The 23595-nt window shown below is 66.4% G+C and carries 21 protein-coding genes; 16 read left to right on the forward strand and 5 right to left on the reverse strand.

Annotation, left to right across the window (positions count from 1 at the left end; translation table 11 throughout):
- The first annotated feature begins 50 nt into the window (after positions 1 to 50).
- Positions 51 to 2066: an acyl-CoA dehydrogenase family protein gene (locus AC5RWA_RS07350; protein WP_494057095.1), complete on the forward strand. Its 2016-nt coding sequence runs from the start codon at positions 51 to 53 to the stop codon at positions 2064 to 2066.
- 64 nt (positions 2067 to 2130) lie between these two features.
- Entirely contained in the window at positions 2131 to 2952 is an 822-nt protein-coding gene (locus AC5RWA_RS07355) for a hypothetical protein (RefSeq protein WP_494057096.1), read from the forward strand.
- Between the two features lie 42 nt (positions 2953 to 2994).
- Here the strand turns inward: AC5RWA_RS07355 and AC5RWA_RS07360 are convergent, their stop codons facing one another.
- Positions 2995 to 3393 carry a YchJ family protein gene (locus AC5RWA_RS07360; RefSeq protein WP_494057097.1) on the reverse strand — a complete coding sequence of 133 codons (399 nt, stop codon included), beginning with the start codon at positions 3391 to 3393 and terminating at the stop codon, positions 2995 to 2997.
- 130 nt (positions 3394 to 3523) lie between these two features.
- On the opposite strand from AC5RWA_RS07360, the gene AC5RWA_RS07365 reads away from it, so the two are divergent.
- The 6 genes from AC5RWA_RS07365 (at position 3524) to AC5RWA_RS07390 (ending at position 9376) form a co-directional block, all read left to right on the forward strand.
- Positions 3524 to 4324, forward strand: coding sequence for a hypothetical protein (locus AC5RWA_RS07365; protein ID WP_494057098.1), 801 nt, complete (start codon positions 3524 to 3526; stop codon positions 4322 to 4324).
- Between the two features lie 27 nt (positions 4325 to 4351).
- Positions 4352 to 5356, forward strand: a complete 1005-nt coding sequence (locus AC5RWA_RS07370) for an aldo/keto reductase family protein (protein ID WP_494057099.1) — start codon at positions 4352 to 4354, stop codon at positions 5354 to 5356.
- 4 nt (positions 5357 to 5360) lie between these two features.
- The gene (locus AC5RWA_RS07375; RefSeq protein WP_494057100.1) at positions 5361 to 6221 is read left to right on the forward strand and encodes an SDR family oxidoreductase; all 861 of its coding nucleotides are present in this window, start codon (positions 5361 to 5363) and stop codon (positions 6219 to 6221) included.
- Between the two features lie 121 nt (positions 6222 to 6342).
- Entirely contained in the window at positions 6343 to 7470 is a 1128-nt protein-coding gene (locus AC5RWA_RS07380) for a sulfite oxidase (RefSeq protein ID WP_494057101.1), read from the forward strand.
- A 47-nt stretch (positions 7471 to 7517) separates the two neighbouring features.
- The gene (locus AC5RWA_RS07385) at positions 7518 to 7901 is read left to right on the forward strand and encodes an RNA-binding S4 domain-containing protein (protein ID WP_494057102.1); all 384 of its coding nucleotides are present in this window, start codon (positions 7518 to 7520) and stop codon (positions 7899 to 7901) included.
- Positions 7898 to 9376 carry an amidohydrolase gene (locus tag AC5RWA_RS07390; RefSeq protein ID WP_494057103.1) on the forward strand — a complete coding sequence of 493 codons (1479 nt, stop codon included), beginning with the start codon at positions 7898 to 7900 and terminating at the stop codon, positions 9374 to 9376. Before AC5RWA_RS07385 ends, AC5RWA_RS07390 begins: the two co-directional genes overlap by 4 nt.
- A gap of 39 nt (positions 9377 to 9415) precedes the next feature.
- Here the strand turns inward: AC5RWA_RS07390 and AC5RWA_RS07395 are convergent, their stop codons facing one another.
- Complete coding sequence (locus AC5RWA_RS07395) at positions 9416 to 9928, reverse strand: hypothetical protein (protein ID WP_494057104.1); 513 nt, start codon at positions 9926 to 9928, stop codon at positions 9416 to 9418.
- Between the two features lie 314 nt (positions 9929 to 10242).
- On the opposite strand from AC5RWA_RS07395, the gene AC5RWA_RS07400 reads away from it, so the two are divergent.
- From AC5RWA_RS07400 to AC5RWA_RS07410, 3 genes are all read left to right on the forward strand, one after another.
- Complete coding sequence (locus AC5RWA_RS07400; protein ID WP_494057105.1) at positions 10243 to 11880, forward strand: HNH endonuclease; 1638 nt, start codon at positions 10243 to 10245, stop codon at positions 11878 to 11880.
- A gap of 153 nt (positions 11881 to 12033) precedes the next feature.
- Positions 12034 to 12651: a uracil-DNA glycosylase family protein gene (locus AC5RWA_RS07405; RefSeq protein WP_079595033.1), complete on the forward strand. Its 618-nt coding sequence runs from the start codon at positions 12034 to 12036 to the stop codon at positions 12649 to 12651.
- Between the two features lie 9 nt (positions 12652 to 12660).
- Positions 12661 to 13611 carry a hypothetical protein gene (locus AC5RWA_RS07410; RefSeq protein ID WP_494057106.1) on the forward strand — a complete coding sequence of 317 codons (951 nt, stop codon included), beginning with the start codon at positions 12661 to 12663 and terminating at the stop codon, positions 13609 to 13611.
- 9 nt (positions 13612 to 13620) lie between these two features.
- Here the strand turns inward: AC5RWA_RS07410 and AC5RWA_RS07415 are convergent, their stop codons facing one another.
- Together AC5RWA_RS07415 and AC5RWA_RS07420 are read right to left on the reverse strand one after the other, a co-directional pair.
- Positions 13621 to 14865: a type II toxin-antitoxin system HipA family toxin gene (locus AC5RWA_RS07415; protein ID WP_494057107.1), complete on the reverse strand. Its 1245-nt coding sequence runs from the start codon at positions 14863 to 14865 to the stop codon at positions 13621 to 13623.
- Positions 14862 to 15128 carry a helix-turn-helix transcriptional regulator gene (locus tag AC5RWA_RS07420; RefSeq protein WP_494057108.1) on the reverse strand — a complete coding sequence of 89 codons (267 nt, stop codon included), beginning with the start codon at positions 15126 to 15128 and terminating at the stop codon, positions 14862 to 14864. Before AC5RWA_RS07420 ends, AC5RWA_RS07415 begins: the two co-directional genes overlap by 4 nt.
- Before the next feature lie 172 nt (positions 15129 to 15300).
- On the opposite strand from AC5RWA_RS07420, the gene AC5RWA_RS07425 reads away from it, so the two are divergent.
- The 4 genes from AC5RWA_RS07425 to AC5RWA_RS07440 are packed head-to-tail and all read left to right on the forward strand — an operon-like array spanning position 15301 to position 20076.
- Entirely contained in the window at positions 15301 to 16050 is a 750-nt protein-coding gene (locus AC5RWA_RS07425; protein ID WP_494057109.1) for a FadR/GntR family transcriptional regulator, read from the forward strand.
- A gap of 23 nt (positions 16051 to 16073) precedes the next feature.
- Positions 16074 to 17132 carry an asparaginase gene (locus AC5RWA_RS07430; protein WP_494057110.1) on the forward strand — a complete coding sequence of 353 codons (1059 nt, stop codon included), beginning with the start codon at positions 16074 to 16076 and terminating at the stop codon, positions 17130 to 17132.
- A 6-nt stretch (positions 17133 to 17138) separates the two neighbouring features.
- The gene (locus AC5RWA_RS07435) at positions 17139 to 18554 is read left to right on the forward strand and encodes an aspartate ammonia-lyase (protein ID WP_494057111.1); all 1416 of its coding nucleotides are present in this window, start codon (positions 17139 to 17141) and stop codon (positions 18552 to 18554) included.
- Positions 18555 to 18564: 10 nt separating this feature from the next.
- Positions 18565 to 20076, forward strand: a complete 1512-nt coding sequence (locus AC5RWA_RS07440) for an amino acid permease (protein ID WP_494057112.1) — start codon at positions 18565 to 18567, stop codon at positions 20074 to 20076.
- 107 nt (positions 20077 to 20183) lie between these two features.
- Here the strand turns inward: AC5RWA_RS07440 and ggt are convergent, their stop codons facing one another.
- Complete coding sequence (gene ggt / locus AC5RWA_RS07445) at positions 20184 to 22052, reverse strand: gamma-glutamyltransferase (RefSeq protein ID WP_494057113.1); 1869 nt, start codon at positions 22050 to 22052, stop codon at positions 20184 to 20186.
- Between the two features lie 215 nt (positions 22053 to 22267).
- On the opposite strand from ggt, the gene AC5RWA_RS07450 reads away from it, so the two are divergent.
- Positions 22268 to 23584, forward strand: a complete 1317-nt coding sequence (locus AC5RWA_RS07450) for an ATP-binding protein (RefSeq protein ID WP_079597983.1) — start codon at positions 22268 to 22270, stop codon at positions 23582 to 23584.
- The last annotated feature ends 11 nt before the right edge of the window (positions 23585 to 23595 follow it).

Here is a 23595-nt window from a genome sequence, read left to right on the forward strand (position 1 = left end):
ACCCGGCGGATCCATGGCTACACCGGCCGATCCGGCCAAGGAGATGACCCATGACCTCCGCAACTGACTCCCCCTCCACCCAAGCTCCCGGCACCGACGCGCCGGCCGCAGAGGTTCCCGTCGCGTCAAGCAGCCTCGGGTCCGATGCCACCGCCGAGGATGCCCGCGCGCTGGCCGAGGCTTCGCGCGAGACCGGCTGGGACAGGCCCAGTTTTGCAAAGGGCCTCTACCTGGGCAGCTTCGACCTCAGCCTCATTCATCCCTGGCCTGCTGCCAGGGATGAAGACGTGGAACGCGGCGAAGCGTTCATGGCCCGCCTGGCCGAGTACGCCCGGACCCTGTCAGGAAGGGTCATTGAGCGGGACGCCAAGATCCCGGACGAATACCTTCGGGGCCTCGCCGAACTGGGCGTCTTCGGCATGAAGATCCCGCGGGAATACGGCGGCCTGGGGCTCTCACTGGTGTACTACGGCCGCGCCCTGGCGCTGCTGGGCAGCGTCCATCCGAGCCTTGGCGCCCTGCTCTCTGCGCACCAGTCCATCGGCGTGCCGGAACCCGTGAAGGTGTTCGGGACCCCCGAACAAAAGCGCGAGTACCTGCCACGGTGCGCAGCCGGGGCCGTCACCGCCTACCTGCTGACGGAACCGGACGTGGGCAGCGATCCCGCCCGCATGGGCAGCACGGCAGTTCCCACCGAGGACGGCCAGGCCTACATCCTTGACGGCGTAAAGCTCTGGACCACCAACGGCGTCATCGCAGAGCTGGTGGTGGTGATGGCAGTGGTTCCCGCGCACACCGACGCTGACGGAACCGAGCACAAAGGCGGCATCAGCGCCTTTGTGGTGGAAATGGATTCCCCCGGCATCACCGTGGAGAACCGCAATACCTTCATGGGCCTGCGCGGCATCGAAAACGGCGTCACGCGGTTCCACCAGGTACGGGTGCCCGCGGCGAACCGGCTGGGACGCGAAGGCCAGGGCCTGAAAATCGCCCTCACCACGCTGAACACCGGCCGGCTTTCCATCCCGGCGCTGTGCGTGGCTTCCGGCCGCTGGAGCCTGAAGATCGCCCGCGAGTGGTCCAATGCGCGCGTCCAGTGGGGGCAGTCCGTCGGCAAGCACGAGGCAGTCAGCAAGAAGATCGCCTTCATCGCCGCCTCCGCCTTTGCCCTGGACGCAGTCTTCGAACTTTCCGCCGAACTTGCTGACGCCGGGCAGAAGGACGTACGGATCGAGGCGGCACTGGCCAAGCTGTGGTCCACGGAGACCAGCTGCCGGATCGCCGACGAGCTGGTGCAGATCCGCGGCGGCCGCGGTTTCGAGACGGCCGAGTCCCTGGAAGCCCGCGGCGAGCGCGCCGTTCCGGCTGAACAGCAGCTGCGGGATCTTCGCATCAACCGGATTTTCGAAGGTTCGTCGGAGATCATGAAGCTTCTCATTGCCCGCGAAGCCGTGGACGCCCACCTCGCCGCCGCCGGCGACCTCGCGTCGGTCACGGCAAGCTTGCAGGACAAGGCGAAGGCAGCCGTCGGGGCCTCGGGTTTTTACGCCAAGTGGCTGCCCAAACTGGTGGCCGGGGCCGGAATGGACCCCCGCTCCTACAGCGAATTCGGGCGGCTGGCCAAGCAGCTGCGGTTCGTCGAAAGGTCCTCGCGCAGGCTGGCCCGCCAGACTTTCTATGGCATGGGGCGCTGGCAGGCCAACCTGGCGTACAAGCAGGCATTCCTGGGCCGGGTGGTGGACATCGGTGCCGAGTTGTTCGCGATGGCCGCGTGCTGTTCCCGCGCCGAGATGATGCTCCGCACGGCTCCGGAACGGGCAGCGAGCGCCTACGAGCTGGCCGAGGCATTCTGCGAGCAGGCGCGGGTGCGCGTGGACGAGTACTTCGATCAGCTCTGGCGGAACACGGACGACGGCGACCGCGGGCTGACGCGCAAAGTCCTCGCCGGGGATTACACCTGGCTGGAGGAGGGCATCCTGGACCAGTCCGAGGGGACCGGCCCGTGGATCGCCGACGCTTCCCCCGGCCCCTCAAAAAAAGACAATATGCACAGGAACTACAGGTAAAACCGCAGGTCACAAAATAGTAAGCACGCTTGCTATCCCTGTAACTGGGTGGTTGAGTTGAGCCATGAGCAGCTCAACCGACCCAGAGAACCTGCCCCCGCGGCGAGCCCGGGAGGATGACAACCGGAGCGGAAGCTACCGTGCCGCAGATTCGGACAGCCAGAGCACCCGCTCCTATGAGCAGGTGCCGGCAGCAGATGCGGAACCGGCCTCCACCTATACAGAGCGGTCCGCGCCGTACGCCGAGCGGGACTACACTCCTGCAGCGACTGCCCCGGCGCCCGTTGTTGACCCCGGCCTGACCGACCGGCAAACCGCCGTCGCGCGGGAAAAGGAGCAGTTCGGCGGCATCAAGGTGGGCTCGGCCTTCTTTGGCTGGCTGACGGCCACCGGTATGGCGGTCCTGCTGACAGCCCTGGTGGCTGCGGCCGGGACCGCAGTGGGCCTGGCGAGCAACACGGACGTCAATGAAGCCGTGAACCAGGCCGCCCAGAACCAGGGCACGGTAGGCCTGGTGGGCATCATCATCCTGCTCGTGATCCTCTTCCTCTCCTACTACTGCGGCGGTTACGTTGCAGGGCGCATGGCGCGCTTCAACGGCGCCAAGCAGGGCCTGATGGTGTGGATCTGGGCGCTGATCGCCGCCATCGTCATCGCCGTCCTCGGAATGGTGGCAGGCCAGCAGTTCAATGTGCTGGCCAACCTGAACAGCTTCCCCCGCATCCCGATCAACGAGGGGCAGCTGACCACCACCAGCATCATCGCCGCCGTCGTGGTAGCGGCTGTCGCCCTGGTGGGTGCCGTGCTTGGCGGGCTCGCCGGGATGAGGTTCCACCGCAAAGTGGACCGGGCCGGGTTCACGCCGGACAACGACCACGACGAGTAACCCGGTGGGCGAGCCATGGCTTCTTCGGTTCTGTCCCGCCCGTCAGGCGAAGACCTCTCCGTCCAGGTAGTACCAGCGGCCGCTTTCCCTGGCGAACCTGCTCACCTCGTGCAGGACGCCGCGCACGTTCCCGTCACGGTAGTAGGCCTTGAACTCCACCGTTCCCTGGGTATCGAACGGACCGCCACGGGTGGCCGACAGAATATCCAGGCGCCGCCACTCCATGGCCGGGTCCAGGGGAAGCTCGGCCGGCGCGGTTTCCGGATGCCAGGTGCGCAGCAGATAGCCGGCGTCCAGCAGGAAAAATGCGCTGTAGCGGGACCGCATGAGCTGTTCGGCTGTGCCGGCCTCCGCTGCACCGGAATGGAACCGCCCGCAGCACTGTCCATATTGCTCTCCGGACAGGCACATGCAGCGTTCCTGTCCCCGATTTTCAGCCATATCCCGATGTTGTCATATCCGGTAACAGCTTCGATACAACCTCGGACCCGCCGCTGCGCGCGGCGGCATGCTCCGGCAAAAATCCGTATGGTGGAGAAGGACTGCTGCCCTGGCGGAGAGGAGAGATGACGTGGACAATCCGGATACGCTCATCCTCAACCTGACTTTCCTGGGCACGGTGGGCGTCGCATTCCTGATGTTTTTTGTCCTCTTCCTGCTGGGGGTCATCACCCTGGTGCTTGCCGGCGTCGGCCGCCTGGCCGCGGCCGTTCTGATGGGCCTGTTCGGCAGGCGCGTCCGTAAGGACTCCATCCCGCTCGTCCAGCTGTACGGAACGCGGCTCGCGGACCAAAGGGGCGCGGACCAAAAGGACGCGTCCGACGACGGTGCTGCCGCCGCACCCCCGTCCGGCCCGGCACGGGCAGGGCTGCTATCAAGGACCTTCGGCAGGACTGCCGCAGGGAAGCCGCGCGACTGGCGCGCCGCCCTGAAGCCGGCACACCTGAAGTCGGCGCTGCGCACCGCCGTCGTCCATCATCCCGCCCTGACGGCCGCGCGTCGCGAACCACCGGTCCTGGCTGAGGACTGGGCCTCGGCCGTTGCCGAGGCGGATTCCCGGGCCATGGCCAGGGCGCGCGCAGCGGCGCCGGAGATCAAACTGTCGGTGCGGGACCTGCCGGATCCACAGGTCCCGGCCGAGAAAGTGGTGGAGGTGGCCCCGCTCGTGGAGTCGTCCCTGCATAACCACCGCCCTCTCCGGGAGGTTCCGCGCTCCTTCAAGAAACCTCAGCACCCCGAGCCGCTGGCACCGCTGGACACCGGATCGCTCGTGTCGCTCACCGGCCCGCAGGTACTGAAAGGTTCGGCGCCCGGCCAGAAAAGGTCAGCCCCCGCGGGTACTCCCGAGAAGGGCAAACAGCCCTTACCCTGAGCAACCATCTGGGCTAGCGTGAAACCCATGGAATTCAGATACCTCGGAAACAGCGGTTTCAAAGTCTCGGAAATCACGTTCGGCAACTGGCTCACCCACGGCTCGCAGGTGGAAAACGACGTCGCCACCCAGTGTGTCCGGGCAGCCCTCGACGCAGGCATCAGCACCTTTGATACGGCAGACGTTTACGCCAACACCGCAGCGGAAACAGTCCTCGGCGAAGCGTTGAAGAGCGAGCGCCGCGAGTCCCTGGAAATCTTCACCAAGGTCTACGGGCCTACCGGCCCCAAGGGCAAGAACGATCTTGGCCTCTCCCGCAAGCACATCATGGAGTCCATCAACGGCTCACTGCGCCGGCTGCAGACCGACTACGTGGACCTCTACCAGGCCCACCGCTACGACTACGAGACGCCGCTCGAAGAGACCATGCAGGCGTTCGCGGACATCGTCCGGCAGGGCAAGGCGCTCTACATCGGTGTCAGCGAGTGGACCGCCAAGCAGCTCCGGGACGGCCACGCACTGTCCAAGGAGCTGGGCTTCCAGCTCATCTCCAACCAGCCGCAGTACTCCATGCTGTGGCGGGTCATCGAGGCCGAGGTGGTGCCGGCGTCGGAGGAACTGGGTGTGTCCCAGATCGTCTGGTCGCCCATGGCCCAGGGTGTCCTCAGCGGAAAGTACCTTCCTGGCGAGCCCGCCCCCGAGGGCAGCCGGGCCACGGACGAGAAGGGCGGGGCCAGGATGATCGAGCGCTGGATGCGCGACGACGTCCTGTCAGGAGTGCAGGAACTCAAGCCCATCGCTGAGGACGCCGGCCTCTCCATGCCGCAGTTGGCGGTTGCCTGGGTGCTGCAGAACCCCAACGTGGCCTCGGCCATCGTGGGTGCGTCACGGCCGGAGCAGATCGCGGACAGCGTGGCGGCCGCCGGCGTGAAGCTGGAGCCCGAGGTCCTCAAGAAGATTGACGATGCCATCGGGTCGCTGGCCGAGCGTGACCCGGCGCAGACCAAGTCGCCGGCCAAGCGGGAGGCTTAAGCCCATGGCGTCCGCTTCGGATCTGCCCGGGCTCGCCGTTACCGGCTCCACCGGCGGACTGGGCGGGATGGTGGCCCGGCAGCTTGCCGCGGCCGGTTCCGCCCAGCGCCTGCTGGTGCGGGACGCCGGCCGCGCCCCGCAACTGGACAACGCAACATCCGTGGTGTGCTCGTACTCGGATTCCGACGCAGCGCGCCGGGCCCTGGACGGCGCCAAGGTGCTGTTCATGGTGTCCGCCGCGGAGACCGAGGACCGGGTGCAGCAGCATGCCGCCTTCGTGGACGCAGCTGCCGCAGCAGGGGTGGAGCACGTCGTCTACACCTCGCTGTACGGGGCGGCGCCGGATGCCACTTTCACGCTGGCCCGCGACCACTATGCCACGGAGGAGCACATCCGGACGTCGGGCATGAAGTACACGTTCCTGCGGGACAACTTCTACCTCGACTTCCTCCCGCGCCTGGCCGGGGAGGACGGCGTGATCCGCGGCCCTGCCGGCGAGGGCGCCTTTGCCGGCGTCGCCCGGGAAGACATTGCGCGCTGCGCCCTGGCCGTCCTGCGCGATCCCGCCATCCACCAGGGCAAGACGTACAACCTCACCGGCCCCGAGGAATTGACCCTGGCGCGGGCCGCCGAAGTTATCACGGAAGGGACCGGGCGGACCGTCAGCTTCCAACCGGAAACGGTGGACGAGGCTTATGCATCGCGGGCACCGTACGGCGTACCGCAGTGGCAACTGGACGCCTGGGTCAGCACCTACACGACCATGGCGGCAGGGGAAATGGCCGGCGTCTCCCCGGATGTCCACGGGCTCACTGGCCAGGACCCCATCAGCCTGGCGGAGTTCCTGACCCGTCCGGTTCTGTAGCTGGCGCCACCGCCGGGGAAGCCTCAGGAAGGCGTTGACGGGCCGGCGGGGGCGGGCGTAAACCTGTGGCAAGGCATCATCGAGCCCCAAGAGCGTCCCGCCGAGCAGAATCGCACCCGCCATGAAGCAGATCCACGACAACCTGCAGTCCGCGTCTCCAACCGAAAGTCGTGGGGAACCGGCCGCGCTTCCGGCCGGTCCCACTACGGGTCCCCTGACACCGGAGGAGCTGCAGCTTTCCGCGCGGAACCATTCCATGCCGCTGGAGGCGCTGCGCCGGGACGTCACTCCCCCGGGACTGCACTACGTCCTCACCCACTTTGACATTCCGGACATCGATTCCGCCTCCTGGCACCTCCGGATCAGCGGGGCGGTGGAGCGGGCGCTGGAACTGAGCATGGCCGCGCTCCGCAAGGACCCCGCGATCACCGTGCCTGTCACCCTCGAATGCGCCGGCAACGGCCGATCCCTCCTCACGCCCCGGCCGATGAGCCAGCCCTGGGTCATGGAAGGAGTGGGCACCGCGCATTGGACGGGCGTTCCCCTCGCCTACCTCCTGGGAAAGGCGGGAGTGCTGGAGAACGCTGTGGAGGTGGTCTTCACCGGGGCCGATGCCGGGGTCCAGGGCGGCGTCCCCCACCATTACGCGCGGAGCCTGCCGATCCGCGAAGCGCTGCGCGCCGACGTCGTCCTTGCCTACAAAATGAACGGCACCGAACTGCCGCCCCAGCACGGCTATCCGCTGCGCTTGGTGGTCCCCGGCTGGTACGGCATGGCCAGCGTGAAATGGCTGCAGTCCATCGAGGTGGTCACGACTCCATTTGCCGGCTACCAGCAGCGGGTCGCCTACCGCTTCCAGGACTCCGCGGACGACGCCGGCACACCGGTTTCGCGGATCAGGGTGCGGTCGCTGATGGTCCCGCCGGGCGTCCCGGACTTCTTCACGCGGAAGCGGATCCTGACACCGGGACCGGTGCTGCTGCAGGGCAGGGCATGGTCCGGCGAGGGTGCGGTGACGGGCGTCGAAGTGGGCATCGACGGTACATGGCTTCCCGCCCAGCTGGACAAGCCAGCCGGCGGATTCGCGTGGCGCAAGTGGACGCTGCCGTGGGTGGCGGATCCGGGCGTGCATGAGCTCTCCTGCAGGGCGACGGATGCCACCGGCGCCACCCAGCCGCTGGAACAGAACTGGAACTACCAGGGGCTGGGCAACAACATGGTTCAGCGCGTCAGTGTGACGGTCGAATGAGCTTGCGCTGAATATCAAAAGGTGCCGGGTTATACTCGGTGCCAGCCATGACCAGCCTTCCTGCCTCCCCCGCCAGCGTCCGTATTGATGCGTGGCTGTGGGCCATCCGCGCCTACAAGACCCGCTCCGCCGCGACGGCGGCCTGCCGTGCGGGGCATGTCCGGCTGAACGGCAGCCCGTCCAAGGCGTCTGCCACCTTGGTGACCGGCGATACCGTGACAGTGCGGATGCCCGGCTACGAGCGGATCCTGGAAGTGCGGAGGCTCATCGCCAAACGGGTCGGTGCGGAGGCGGCCTCGCACTGTTTTACCGACCACACCCCGCCGCGGCCCATCGCACCGGCGCTTGGCCTGCCGCAGCGGGACAGGGGCACCGGCAGGCCCACCAAGAAGGACCGCCGCGAGATGGAACGGCTCCGCGGCCCTGCATGACGGACCTGGTCCTCGCGTCCGTGCGCCAACCGGGTTCCGATACGGTTGCCGACATTCACCTTCGGGACGGTGTGGTCGCCGCGATTGGTGCAGACCCACTGGGCCTGCCCCGCAATGTTCCAAGGGTGGACTGCGGCGGACGGTACGTCATTCCCGGACTTTGGGACGAGCACGTCCACTTCACGCAATGGGCCATGCACGCCAACAGGCTTGACCTCTCCAAGGCGACGTCGGCAGGCGAGGCTGCTGCCGCCGTCGGCCGCTGTCTTGTGGCAGAAAGGCCCGGCGGGGCGGGGGTCACAGTGGGGGTGGGATTCCGCGATGCCTTGTGGCCGGACGCCCCTGCGCGGGACATGCTTGACGCCGCCACCGGCGAACGGCCCGTTGCCCTCATCAGCCACGACCTGCACTGCGTCTGGGTGAACACGGCTGCCGCCCGGCTGTATGCGCTCGAAGTGGACGCTTCCGGGTTGCTGCGCGAGGAACCCGCGTTTCTGCTGACGCGCGAGCTGGGCCGGCTGCCCGATTCCGCGGTGGACGAGTGGGTCAACAAGGCCGGGCATGCTGCCGCCGCCAGGGGCGTGGTGGGCGTGGTCGATTTTGAAATGACGTGGAACCGGGACCCGTGGCTGCGCCGGATTTTTGCGGGCTTCGATTCCCTGCGGATTGAGGCCGGGGTCTATCCGGCGGATCTTGAGCGGGCCGCTGCAGCGGGCATGAAGACGGGCAAGGAGCTGGACGGCGGAAACGGGCTGCTCCATGCCGGGCCGCTCAAGGTGCTGATCGACGGTTCGCTCAACACGCGGACTGCCTTCTGCGTGGACCCTTACCCCTTCGGTGGGCACGGGTTACTGACGGTGGGCGAGCCGGAATTGCAGGCTTTGTTGGAGCGGGCGCGGGACACCGGGTTCGTTCCGGCCGTCCATGCAATCGGCGATGCCGCCAACAGGGTGGCTCTCGACGCCTTTGAGCGGGCCGGCGTGAGCGGCCGGATCGAGCATGCCCAGTTCATCCGCCGGGAGGACTTACCGCGGTTCGGAGCCTTGGGCGTGGTGGCGAGTGTCCAGCCCGTTCACGCGTTGGATGACCGGGACGCTGCGGAGTCCAACTGGCCTGGCCGGACTGACCGGGCGTTTCCGCTGGGTTCGCTGCTGGATGCCGGCGCTTCGCTGGTTCTTGGCTCCGACGCTCCGGTGGCTCCGCTTGATCCGTGGGCCGCCATGTCGGCCGCCACCACGCGCTCGGCCTTCGACGGCCAGGAACCCTGGCAGCCGCAGGAGGCCGTAACGCGGGAGCAGGCGCTCCTTGCCTCTACACGAGGGCGCGGCGTGGTCCGGATGGGCGACCCGGCTGACCTGGTGCTGCTCGACGCCGACCCGCTGTCGGTTGCGGACCCTGGCCTCGCGTCGATGCCTGTGGCCGCCACCCTGCTTGGCGGGCGTTTTACGTACGACGGCGGCCTGGCTGGTTTCTGAGTCTCCGCACCCTTCGTTGTTGTCAGGTTCGTCCGCGCGTCAGCTTCCGGCTTTGGTCCGCGCCTGGACCAGGTTCGCGAACGGAAGTTTCCCGAATTCCTCTACAAAGGCTGCGTGGTAAGCCGCTTCTGCGGTACTGAGTTGCCCTGCAGGCAGTTCCTTCCACGCAATCAGGAGGCTGCCCGCGTCTGCAAGCTGCCAGATCAGTCGGCCATCCCAGTGCCCCGGCGGCTTTCCCTGGCCGAAGTCCACAAATTCCTGGATCTGACGGCGGAGGCCGCGGTTGCCTTTGCTGCCCGGGCCCGCCTTGCCGATGTAGAGAACGGCTGCGTCATCTACCCATTCCGCCGTGATCGTTGATTCCGGCAGGGTCGGGTCCTTTTTCTTGAAGATGCCGGCGGTGCTCTTCTTGAGGTAGTAGGGCTGGAAGTTTTCCGGGCGTAGGACGGCGAACAGTCCGGTGGTTTGCGGGATCCTCATGATGTCGAGGTCCTGGATGGGCCGGAACCCGGTGAAGCCCTCGGCTTTCAGGCCCTTCCTGGTGAATTGCATACTCCCATTGAACAGGATCCCTTCCGGGTGTCCGGGCCACGTTATCCACATAGGAACTTTGGCTCCCGGCGGTTGTCAGTCCCTGCTGGAAGACTTTGTTTATGGAAGCGGTTGGGGCTTTGGCAGGGGTAAGCGGGGCGGGGATTCTTGGTGTGCCGCCGGTTCCTGCTCAGCCGTCGGTCACTGATGTTCGGGAGGCCCGTGTTACTGTCCCGTCTGTCAGCGGAGCCTTGGAGGCTCTGGCGGCTGTCACGTCGATTGCCGCTGTCCGGGAGGCCCTGGATGCGGTGCGGGTTTGTGCTGATGGTGCGGGCATGATTGATCAGCTGCGGGAGCTTGAGGATTTGAAGTCGGCTGCGGCAGCGAAGCAGGCCGATATTGCTGTTGCTTTCGACCTGTTCCAGCGCCGGGAGCAGGCTGCCGCCGGGGTCCCTGCCGATGAGCAAGGTGCCGGCGTTGGTCCGCAGATCGCGTTGGCGCGGCGGGAGTCCCCGGCGCGCGGAGGGAGGCTGCTGGGCCTGGGCAAAGCCCTGGTCACCGAGATGCCGCGAACGTTCGCCGCCCTGCAGAACGGGCAGTTGAATGAATGGCGCTCTACGCTGGTCGTGCGGGAAACAGCCTGCCTGTCCGTGGAGGACCGGCAGGCTGTGGACGAGGAAATCGCCGCGGACACCGGCACCCTTGACGGGTTCGGGGACCGGGCTATCGTTTCCGCTGTCCGCGCCGCGGCCTACCGGCGGGACCCGAAGTCCGTGGCGCGGCGGGCCAGCCGTGCCGTGACCGAACGCAATGTGAGTCTTCGCCCGGCCCCGGACACCATGACCTATCTGACAGCACTCCTTCCGGTCGCCCAAGGCGTCGCGGCCTACGCGTCCCTCACCCGGGACGCTGATGCCGCTCGGTCCCGCGGTGATGAACGGTCACGCGGCCAGGTTATGGCCGATTTCCTGGTCGAACGCGTCACCGGCACCCCGGGCGGGATCGCCGGGATCGACATCCAGCTGGTCATGACCGACCGAACCCTTTTCCAGGGCGACAGCGAACCCGCGCGGCTCACCGGCTACGGCACCGTGCCCGGACACTGGGCACGCGAAACCATCCTGAACCGGACAACCGGCACCGGTTCAGCGGGGATGGCCGCCCCGGACGCTGGTTCTGGCACTGCTGTTGGTGTTGGTTCTGGTTCCGGTTCTGGTTCCGGTTCTGGCTCCGGTTCTGGTTCTGGTTCTGGTCCCGGTTCCGGTTCTGGCTCCGGTTCTGGTTCCGGTTCTGGTCCCGGTTCCGGTTCTGGTTCTGGCTCTGGCACTGCTGTTGGTGTTGGCTATGGTGCTATTGCTGGCACTTCTGATCAGCATGAATTGTCCGTCTGGGTCCGCAGGCTCTACACAGCCCCCGGCACCGGTGAGCTGGTCGCGATGGACTCAAAAGCCAGGTTCTTCCCGCCCGGGCTCCGCCGCTTCCTCCAGGTCCGGGACGACACCTGCCGGACCCCCTACTGCGACGCGCCCATCCGCCACGACGACCACATCATCCCCTGGCACAACGACGGACCAACCAGCAGCACCAACGGCCAAGGGCTCTGCGAAGCCTGCAACCACACCAAGGAAAACCCCGGCTGGACCGCCACACCCATCGCCGGGGGTCGCCACACCGTCGAAACCCGAACCCCAACGGGCCACACTTACCACTCCACCGCGCCCCCACTGCCAGGGACTTCACGGGATGTGGCCCCTCTGCCCGAGGCTCCTCACTATCAGGCGCCGCTGCCGCCAGTGTCGGCCGATCGAAAAGCGGTGCTCGGCACGCAGGCGAGAGCTGGAACTGAGCCGGCCATCCGCCGTCGTATCGGCCACGACCCACTCCGGGAACCGGTTCGGCGCCAGGAAGCGATGAAGCACGCTGTCCACGTGCTGGGCAGGGCGGGGCCAGCGGGTTGGAAGGGGCAGTGGTAGCTTGGGCATCCGGCAGCCAGCAACCGCCACTCGGCTCCCACTTGTGCCGCGACAGAGGTCGCCGCTGAATTTCCCCTGCCCACCCTCATCCGGGGAAGCGTAGAGTGGCCTAAGACGCCTGATTCTGGACGCCTTGCTGCTGAGGGAGAAATCGTGACGATTGATTGGGACGAAAAAAAGGCCCTGCTACAGGAACCGAACATCGCGAAGGTAACCCAGCTTTGCGACGAACTGATGGAAAAGAAGCCGGGCTCCACCGTCCCCTATATCGATCCGGTGCACGACGAGGACGAATGCCGGATAGTCAGCCTGCAGGTCAGCCCGGGAAAGGGCACCGAGTCCGGATTTGTCTCCCACTACAACGATGATGAAGCTGCCCGCCGCGCCACCCAGATCTACGAACTAGCCGAGCTCGATCCCCGCTACGTGATGCCGTGGAACGCCTACCCGTGGGTCCGCGACCCCGGCAGCCCATCAGCGCTGAGCGTGCAGGAAAAGACCGACGGCCTCCGCCCCTTCCGGCAGTTCCTCAAAATCAACTCCCGCGTTTCGGCGATCATCGCCCACGGTACCGACGCCTCCAGCTTCCTCACCCTCTTTGAAAAGACGTACCACTCGTCCTTGAAGAACAGCGGCATCAAGGTCTACAAGGCCACGGCGCTCGGCGGGCGGGCGTTCGCCGTCTCCGAAGCCAAACAGGAGGAACTCCTGGCCAAGAACGTGGAGATCTACAAGGACGCCATGCAGCGGGCAGGCATCCAGCACCTCTGACACGCCGTCATGCAGAAAGTGCTTGACTGGCTGCTCGACTCCGACCCGGCCGTCCGCTGGCAGGCCCTCTGCGACCTTACCGATGCTTCGGAACATGAAGTCCTGGCCGAGCGGAATCGCGTCGCGACCCAGGGCTGGGGCGCCCGGCTGCTCGCCCTGCAGGGAGCGGACGGCCAATGGGCAGGCGGCACGTACTGGCCGGCCCAGGACGACGACCCCGACAACCAGCCCTGGACCGCCACCACCTACAGCCTCCTGCTACTGCGCGACTTTGGCCTGCTTCCTGACAGCCCGGAGGCCCGCCACGCGGTCTCCCTGGTACGGGAGAACAGCCGTTGGGAGGAAGGGGACCAGCCCTTTTTCGAGGGCGAGGCGGAACCCTGCATCAACGGCATGACCGTCGCGCTGGGAGCATATTTCGGCGAGACCGTGGAAAGCGGGGTTGAGCGCCTCACCAAGGAACAGCTGGCCGACGGCGGCTGGAACTGCGAGGCCGAACGCGGCTCCACGCGTTCCTCGTTTCACAGCACAATCTGCGTCCTGGAAGGGCTGCTGGAGTTCGAGCTCGTCACCGGCGGGACGCTAGAGTCCCGCGCCGCCCGGAGAACCGCCGAGGAGTATCTGCTGGAGCGCCGGCTGCTGCGGCGGAAATCCAACGGCGAACTGATCAGCGGGGACTGGCTGCTCTTCTCCTATCCCACGCGCTGGTTCTACGACGTCCTCCGCGGCTTGGACTACTTCCGGGCAACTGGAGCCGCGCCGGACCAACGCCTCGTTGAAGCGGTGGAATTAGTCCGCTCCAAGCAGCAGCCGGACGGCACCTGGCTGCTGGAGAACACCCACCCCGGCAAGGTCCACTTCGCGCTGGAGGATGGAGACGGGCTGCCCAGCCGCTGGAATACGCTGCGAGCACTCCGGGTCCTGCGCTGGTATGACGGGTCCCGACAACAGGACGCGTGAGGCGGACCGCTATCCTTCGAGCAGGCGGCGCCGGTGCTTGAGCTCCTTGACCCACGCCCTGGTGACCATGTCGGGGAAGGGCGAGGCGCCGTCGTCGTTGTCTTTCTGGATGGTGACGGCGGCGAAGGCGGTCCCTGCCTCCAGGTCGGCCACCAGCGGTCCCGACGCTTTCAGCGCGAGCTCAAGCACCTGGACGGCAGCGCGCTCGGGAAGTCCGAGCTCCGTGGCCCACCCCAGGAAATGGCGGCGCGAGATGCCCGTCCGTTTGCCGTTGATGGTCAGAGCCAGGGTCTTGTCGCCGTAAACGACCGTGGAGGGAATGTCGTACACCGGTGCGATGGCCCATTCGCCGGAAGGATGCTGGACCATGGACACATTCTTGGCGTGTAGATCCCCGTTGCCGGTCAGCCAGGCAAACGCCCCCTGGATGGCGAGGTTCCGAAGCGCCGGAAGGGGCGCGGAGCAATGGTCCGCCAGCGCGTGGCAGACCTGCCCGTAGCCGACGTTGTACTTGTCCGCCGGATACAGCTTGAGCACCTGCGCGCCGTCCTCCACCGCGAGGCGCAACACGTCGTCAGGGCCGCCATTGGGGACGGGCACTCGGTCGAAGCGTTCCACCAGCAGCCCCGGCCTGCCCGCAACATCCCTGATCAGCTGGACCCGGCTCAGCGGGATCCGGAGCTTGGCAGCGTAGCGGAACATCGCCAGTTCGTTCTCGACCACGTGCGGGAACTCGGGAGCGTTGAGCTTCAGGATGAATCTCTTCCCGGCGCTTGCCACGGGCAGGGAAATCATCCCGGCGGACAGCTTGTCCTGGACACCGGCCAGCGCAACGGGGTCGATCAGATCCGGGTCACCGAGCAGTTGGTCGAAGTCCACCGGAAGCTTCGGATCCAGCTGGACCGCATGCTCATCGGGGTCCAGCGGCTCCCCGTGACCCACGATCTGGACGTCGCCCACAGGGTTTCCCCCCGCCGCGATGAGGAGGGACAGGTCGTCGTCGGCACTGGTTTTGATGGACCGCCGCAGGGCATTGAGCCGGCGGCCCTCCGGGAGGAGGCCGGTGAAATAGGGCGGAGCGGCGCCCGCAGCAGACAGGACCGGCTCGCTGGTGGGCGGCAGGGATGTTGCGACGGCGGGTCCCCCGGATGCGAGATACGCCGGGAGGTAGCTGAAGCGGGTTCCGCCGTCGTGCCTTTCCAGCCGGGCGGCCAACACACCGGCCTTGTAGATGTCAGCGATGCGGTGCCTCATGGCACGGCCGCTTCCCGGGCCCCCGGACCGGCTTCAGCGTGGCGGGCCTGGCTGGTTTTGGTTGCAACCTGAAGCTCGAGCCCGAGGGTGTTGAGGACGGCAAGAAGCGAATCGAGCTGGACGCTCGGCTTTGCCTGCTCCACGAAACGGACAAACCGCTCAGAAACGCCGGCCATGTCAGCCAGATCCCGCTGCGTGAGGCCGAGCGAAGTGCGGCGCGACCTGACTTCCGCGGCCAGGATCCGGGGAAGCTCCTGAATCATAGCCCTCCGACGGTACGATCGTGCCGATCTTTCTTCTTATTGGAGAGGATACGCCCGGGCATCCTGGAAGAAAAGGGGAAAGCGGCACGAACGTACCTTTCGCCAAGCCCCGAGCTTGCCTCCGCTGACACCCCGCATTGACACCTCGTGTGACCGGTGCCATATTTAAAGCGTGAACCTGTCAGACAGCCGGACAGCAGGACAGCCTGCAGCCGGAGCAGCCGCCCGCGGAATGGCCGCAAGCCGCGCCTCGGCCCGCCCCTTGGCGCGGCTGAGTGCTGCCGAGGCCGTATTCAACGCCCTCCGCGAGGACATTGAGTCCGGGCTGGTAGCCGTGGGCAGCAAGCTCAGCTCGGAGGCCACGCTTTCGCAGCAGTACGGGGTCAGCCGCTCGGTGATCCGGGAAGCCCTGAGGTCCTGCACCGCGTTGGGCCTCACGGTCACCAAGACGGGCAAGGGCACCTTCGTCGTGGCCAACAAGGTGGCCAATGACCTCACCCTCGGCCAGTACTCAGCCCGGGACCTCACGGAGGCCAGACCGCACATCGAGGTTCCGGCAGCGGGGCTGGCGGCCGAGCGCCGTACCGACGAGGAACTGGAAACCCTCCGCCACATCGTGGCCGCCATGGCCACCGAAACAGATCCGGAATCCTGGGTTGCCCTGGACTCCAGCTTCCACGCTGCCATCGCACGCGCCAGCGGCAACAAGGTGTTCGCCAGCGTAGTGGCCGATATCCGTGACGCCCTGGCGCACCAGTCGGAAACCCTGAACATGGTGGCAGACCGGCAGCACGCCTCCGACGTCGAACACCAGCAGATCCTTGCCGCCATCGAGGCCGGCTCCGCGGAAGAAGCCCGCGCCGCCATGGCCCACCACCTGCACGCCGTGGGCGTTGCCCTCGACTCCATCCTGAACAAGTAACTCCAGCAACCTTCAAGGAATTCATGCTCTCCCCTGCGCTTTCTGCTGCCCACACTGCTGCCGCCCTGCCGCAGCACCAGCCCCTGGTCGCCGCCATCCGCGACGGCCTCGTGGAAAGCGTCCATTACGGCTCGGCCATCGCCCTCGCCGCAAACGGCTCAATCCAGGCAGCAGCAGGCGATCCGTTGGCTGCGTTCTACCCCCGGTCCTCCCTGAAGCCGCTCCAGGCCGTCGCCATGATCCGGGCAGGACTCGAACTCCCCGCGGACCTCCTGGCACTGGCCGCGGCAAGCCACTCCGGCGCAGCCGAACACCGGGACGGCGCGCTGCGCATCCTCGAACTGCACGGCCTGGCCATCACCGACCTCGAGAACAGCACGGACCTGCCCTACGGCGTGGCCGAGCGCGAGGAATGGCTCCGCACCGGCGGCCGGGCCACCCAGCTCACCCAGAACTGCTCCGGCAAGCACGCCGCCATGGCCGCCACCTGCGTGATCAACGGCTGGCCGGTCCGCGGCTACCTTGACCCCACCCACCCGCTGCAGCAACTCGTTGCCCAAACCGTCACCGACCTGGCCGGCGAGCAGCCCCTTGCCATCAGCACGGACGGCTGCGGCACCCCGCTGTTCGCACTGACCCTCCGCGGCATGGCCCGCGCCTTCGGCCGCCTCGCCCGGGCGGCCGGTCCCCTTGGGAACGCGTCCGACGGCGGCGCCTCGCCTGATGCACCTGGCGCGGAAGCCGCCGTCGGACTCGCCATGCAGCAGCACCCGCAGATGGTGGCCGGCGAAGGCCGCGACGTCACCGGGCTCATGCGGCTGCTCCCCGGCGCTGTCGCAAAGGACGGTTTCGAAGGCGTCCAGCTGGTGGGCCTGCCTGACGGCAGCGCCGTGGCCGTCAAGATTTCCGACGGCGGCGACCGCGCCCGGATGCCCGCCACCGTCAAACTGCTGGAAGCACTCGGTGTGGACACCGCGCCGCTCGCCGCCATTGCAACGGCGCCCGTGCTGGGCGGCGGCCACCAGGTCGGCCAGCTTCAAGCCACCGATTTCCTGTCCAAACCCGTCAACGAAGCCCCGTAAGGACCCATGACTATCATCGAAACCGCCGCGGACATCCGCTCCGAGCACGACCTGCTCGGCGACCGCGACGTCCCCGCCGCCGCCTACTGGGGCGTGCACACCCTCCGCGCTGTGGAGAACTTCCCCATCACCGGCCAGGAGCTCTCCTCCAACATGCACCTGGTCCGCGGCCTCGCGGCGGTGAAACTCGCCGCCGCCCGCACCAACCGGGAGCTTGGACTGCTGGACGCAGAACGGTCGGCGGCCATCGAACAGGCATGCCAGGACATCCTGGACGGCCGCCTCGCCGACCAGTTCGTCGTCGACGTCATCCAGGGCGGTGCCGGGACGTCGTCGAACATGAACGCCAACGAAGTCATTGCCAACCGCGCGCTCGAAATCCTCGGCCACCCCAAGGGCGACTACGCCCGGCTGCACCCCAACGACCACGTCAACCTCAGCCAGTCCACCAACGACGTCTACCCCACCGCCGTGAAGCTCGGAACGATCTTCGCCGCACGGGAACTGCTGGACGCCCTGGCCGAACTCGAGGAAGCCTGCGCCTCCAAGGCCCTCGAGTTCCGCACCGTGGTGAAGATGGGCCGCACCCAGCTGCAGGACGCCGTGCCCATGACCCTGGGACAGGAATTCGGCACCTACGCCATCACCATCGGTGAAGACCGGCTGCGCCTGGCCGAAGCCGAACTGCTGATCCACGAAATCAACCTCGGGGCCACCGCCATCGGAACCGGACTGAACGCCCCCGCCGGCTACGCCGCGGCAGCCTGCCGGCACCTTGCCGAGATCACCGGCCTGCCCCTGGTCACCGCCCCGGACCTGATCGAGGCAACCCAGGACGTAGGGGCGTTTGTGCACCTGTCCGGCGTGCTCAAGCGCGTTGCCGTCAAGCTCTCCAAGATCTGCAACGACCTCCGCCTGCTTTCCTCCGGCCCCCGCGCCGGCTTCGGCGAAATCAACCTGCCGGCAGTGCAGTCCGGGTCCTCCATCATGCCCGGCAAGATCAATCCGGTGATCCCGGAAGTGGTCTCCCAGGTGGCTTACGAAGTCATCGGCAACGACGTCACAATCACCATGGCGGCCGAAGCCGGGCAGCTCCAGCTCAACGCCTTTGAACCGGTGATTGTCCACAGCCTCCACAAGAGCATCTCCCACCTGGAAGCAGCCTGCCGCACCCTCACGGCCCGCTGCATCCGGGGCATCACCGCAAACACCGAACACCTCCGCCTCACCGTGGAGCAGTCCATCGGCCTGGTCACCGCCCTGAATCCCCACCTGGGCTACGCCACCGCAACCGCCATCGCCCAGGAAGCACTTGCCACCGGCAAGGGCGTGGCCGAGCTCGTCCTCGAACACGGGCTCCTCACCAACACCCAGCTCCAGGAACTCCTTAGCCCCGAACGCCTTGCCAACCTCAGCAAATAGGACATCCCCCATGACAAATCCCCCCATCACGGACCACACCGTCCCGCCGCAGGCCCATGCTTCCGAGTCGGCGTTGCATGCCGAGGACAAGGGTTACCACAAGAACCTCAAGCCGCGGCAGATCCAGATGATCGCGATCGGCGGCGCGATCGGTACCGGCCTGTTCCTGGGCGCCGGCGGGCGGCTGAACGCCGCGGGTCCGTCGCTGGTCATCGCGTACGCGGTCTGCGGGTTCTTCGCGTTCCTGATCCTGCGGGCCCTGGGCGAACTGGTCCTGCACCGGCCCTCCTCGGGCTCCTTCGTCTCCTACGCCCGGGAATTCTTCGGCGAAAAAGCCGCGTTCGTCTCCGGCTGGTTCTACTGGATCAACTGGGCCACCACCACCATCGTGGACATCACCGCCGCGGCCCTGTACATGAACTTCTTCGGCAACTACATCCCCTGGATGGCAGCAGTGCCACAATGGGCCTGGGCACTGATCGCCCTGGTCGTGGTCCTGGCCCTGAACCTGGTCTCGGTCAAGGTCTTTGGCGAAATGGAATTCTGGTTCGCCCTGATCAAGGTCGCCGCCCTGGTCATCTTCCTCATCGTCGGCACCTACTTCGTCATCTTCGGCACCCCCGTGGACGGCCAACAAGTCGGCTTCAGCCTCATCTCCGATAACGGCGGGATCTTCCCCAACGGCCTGCTGCCTATGATCATCCTCATGCAGGGCGTCCTGTTCGCCTACGCCTCCATCGAACTGGTCGGCACCGCCGCCGGCGAAACCGAAAACCCCGAAAAAATCATGCCCAAGGCCATCAACTCCGTGGTCTTCCGCATCGCAGTGTTCTACGTCGGCTCCGTCATCCTCCTGGCCCTGCTGCTGCCCTACACCTCCTACGAAAAAGGCGTCAGCCCCTTCGTGACCTTCTTCGGCTCCATCGGCATCCAGGGCGTGGACGTCATCATGAACCTCGTCGTCCTCACCGCCGCCCTGTCCTCCCTCAACGCCGGGCTCTACTCCACCGGCCGGATCCTGCGCTCCATGTCCGTCAACGGCTCCGCCCCCAAGTTCGCGTCCCGGATGAACAAAGCAGGCGTCCCCTACGGCGGCATCGCCATCACCGCCGGCGTCTCCCTCCTGGGCGTCCCGCTGAACTACCTCGTCCCCGCCGATGCCTTCGAAATCGTCCTCAACGTCGCCTCCGTCGGCATCATCATGACCTGGGCCACCATCGTCCTGTGCCAGATCCAACTCCACCGCTGGTCAAACAAAGGCTGGCTCAAACGCCCCACCTTCCGCATGTTCGGCGCCCCCTACACCGGCTACCTCTCCCTCCTCTTCCTCCTCGGGGTCCTGATCATGGTCTTCATCGAATCGCCCCTGACCATGCTCGTCACCGCCATCGCCTCCATCCTCATGGTCTTCGGCTGGTACGCCTGCCGCAAACGCATCAACGACATCGCCGAAACCCGCGAAGGCTTCACCGGTATCTCCCCGGTGGTCGCCAACCCGCCGGCGGAGACGTTCAAGAAGTAGTGCACGCCGGCTAACACGCCGCAACGCCCGACGGCGGCACCTTTGGTTCTGGAGCTACAGAACCTCAGGTGCCGCCGTCGGGGTTTTAACAGGAATCGCTGTTATCGCTACTTATGCCATGACGGCTCTACCACCATCGCCGAACCGCCGCCGCGCCTTGTTGGTTCGGCTGCAGCGACATTACGCCCGTCCGGCAGGAACTCAATGGCCGTGGCGGCGCCGATTTCCGCCGCAGAGGTGCCTGGCGCACCCGCAGCGGTAAACGTGTGGCCGTACCGTGTGGCAAGGTCCTTGCCGTACGGCGCGTCGATGAAGGCCTGCTCAGCGCTTACATTGGCCGTATTGCGCTGCGAGGCGCGCGGGGCGGCAAGGGCGTCCTGGATGTTCATGCCCAGGTCAATCCTGTTAATGAGCGTCTGCAGGACGGTGGTGATGATGGTGGAACCGCCCGGGGAACCAAGCGCCACGAACGGTTCGCCGTCCTTGAGCACGATGGTGGGCGACATGGACGAGCGCGGCCGCTTGCCCGGCTCGATGCGGTTGGGGTCGGTTTCGCTGTACACCGGCGAGAAGTCCGTGAGCTCGTTGTTCAGGATGAAGCCGCGCCCGGGAACCACGATGCCGGACCCGCCGGTCTGCTCGATGGTGAGGGTGTACTCCACCACGTTGCCCCACTTGTCGGAAACGGTGAGGTTGGTGGTATTGATGTTCTCCGTATCCGAGGCGTCACTAAGCGCCGCCGGTTTTGCCGGGCACACGCCGTCGTACGACGCCACGTCGCCTGCGGCCACAGGCTTGGTTGCCGCGCGGTTGGGATTGATCTCGCAGGCCCGCTCCTTGCCGAAGACCGGGTCAAGGAGTTCTTCCGTAGGAACGTCCACGAAGGCAGGATCGCCAACATACTTGCCGCGGTCGGCGAACGCGAGGGCGCTGGCTTCAAGGTAGTGGTGCAGGACTTTTGGCTTGTCGTTGGCAAGAGCGGGAAGGTCGAACACCTCCAGGATGTTCAAGGCCTCGCCCACTGTGGTCCCACCGCTGCTGGAAGGTGCCATGCCGTAAACGTCATAGCCGCGGTACTCAACATGGGTGGGGTCCTGGTCCAGGGCCTCGTAATCATCCAGGTCTTCAGTTGTCATGACGCCTGCGGGTCCGGGAACCGGAACGTTGGCATCCACGGATGAGGGTGCATTCCGGACAGTGGAGACGATTTCCTCGGCGATCGGACCTTCATAGAACTCATCCACGCCCTTGTGCCCCAGAATCCGGTACGTCTCGGCAAGGTCCGGATTTGTGAAGACAGTTCCAACAGCGGGAGGAGCACCTCCGGGCAGGAACAGCTCCCTGGTAGCGGCAAACGGAGCAAAGCGGTCCTGGTTTTCCGCGGTCTGCAGGCGGAAGGTCTCGTCCACCACAAAACCTTCTTCGGCAACGTCAATGGCAGGTTCCAGCGTTTCTGCAAGGTCCATGCTGCCCCAGCGGTCCAACGCGCGTTCCCAGGTTGCTGGAGTCCCCGGCACACCAACGGACATGCCACTTGTAGCCTGCTTGCGGAACGGGTAGGCAACGGGTTTATCCGCGGGACTGGCCGGATCGATGAACGCGGTTCTGGGCATCGCGGCCGGTGCGGTCTCGCGGCCGTCGATTGTGCTGACCTTGCCCCTCTTCGCGTCGTAGAACACAAAGTAGCCGCCACCGCCGATGCCGGCGCTGTAGGGTTCGGTGACGCCCAGGGTGGCTGCTGCGGCGACAGCGGCGTCGACGGCGTTGCCACCCTTGCGGAGGATTTCGATGGCGGCGGCGGAGGCGTCGGGGTCAACGGTGCTGACGGCGCCTCCGTAGCCGGTTGCTGTAGGCCTTTTTTCGACGTTGTCGGCCTGCCGCGGATGGGCAGAGGCCGGGCTCGCCAGTGCTCCAGTGGTCACGCTCATCGCCAGCGCCGCCGTTACGGCTCCGAGCCGGCGTCCCAGATATGGCATGGTTGCTCCTGATTGGGTTCGGGTGAGGTGCGCATCACACTACTCCTCGGCCATGGGCCTCTCAACGGCTTCGCCTACCCCAAAACCCGGCCGGGTAAGCGTCATGCAACGGGCCGGCAACCTGCGTTTGGGCGGAGATCGCTTATGCTTCCTGTGCGGGTCATCACAGGGGCTCCAGCACGCAGTTCAACGTCGAACCACTCGGGAGAAACAGCATGACCAACTGGCGGATCAGGGACTTCCACTCCTCGGACCTTGACGGGATCCTGCACCTCTGGGAGACCCTGAAGGCAAGCAATGTGGAACCCGTCTACGCCCTTTCCGAGGTCCTGGCATCCTGCGAGAAGGACCACGCCGTGGTGGCGGTGCAGGGCGACCAGGTGGTGGGTGCCGCCGTCGGACGCGCCGCGCACGACCAGGGCTGGATCGTTTTCCTCGCAACCCTGCCTGAGTACCGGGGCCGGGGAATCGGCACCTCGCTGCTGGCCGCCGTCGAAAACCGCATGGCACCGCACGGCCTCAACAAGCTCTCCGCGCTGATGCCGGAATCGGAAACCCGGGTGGAGGCATTCCTCGGCCGCGGCTTCGCCCTGAAGAAGAACCTGCGCTACTTCGAACGGACCATTCCCGTCCAGCGCCAGGAGCTCGGCGCCCTGGGCCAGCTGGGCGGCCGCGTCCTTGCCCGCGACCTCTGGGAAAACGTGGCCGGCATGCGCAAGGAGAAGGAACTGCTCGAACGCCGCCTGGTACTCCCCCTGGCCGAGGCCGACCTCGCCGACGAATTCGGTGTGGTTCCGCCCCGCGCCGTCGTACTTTTCGGCCCGCCCGGCACCGGCAAGACCACCTTCGCCAAGGCCATCGCCTCCCGCCTCGAGTGGCCCTTCGTGGAAGTCTTCCCCTCCCGGCTCGCCGCGGACCCGCAGGGTCTGGCCGGCGCCCTCCGCGAGACCTTCCTGGAGATCGCCGAGCTGGAACACGCCGTGGTGTTCATCGACGAGGTGGAGGAAATTGCGTCACAGCGCTCGGGTGAGCCGCCGTCCCCGCTGCAGGGCGTCACCAACGAACTGCTCAAGATCATCCCGGCCTTCCGCGAACAGCCAGGCCGCCTGCTGGTCTGCGCCACCAACTTCATCCGCGCCCTGGACACCGCCTTCCTGCGCCACGGCCGATTCGACTACGTCATCCCCATCGGCCTGCCGGACCGGCAGGCCCGAGAAGCGATGTGGCAGCGGTTCATCCCCGCTCCCGTGGTGGACGCCGTTGATGTTGACCTGCTGGTGGAGCGCACCCAGGGCTTCTCTCCCGCCGACATCGAGTATGCCGCCCGCAGCGCCTCCCAGCGCGCCCTGGAAAAAGCAGTGTACGACGACGGCGGGCTGGCCTCCGGAGGGCAGCTTTCCGTCCGGGAGGCGGTCCGGAAGGGCCCCGCCACCCAGGATTACCTCGACGCCATCGCCGAAACCCGCACCACCGTCAGCGAGGAAGTCCACCAGGACTTCCTCGAAGACATCGACGCCCTGGGCCGCGTGTAAGGCAGTAACGT

Source organism: Arthrobacter sp. 210 2 (assembly GCF_059093025.1).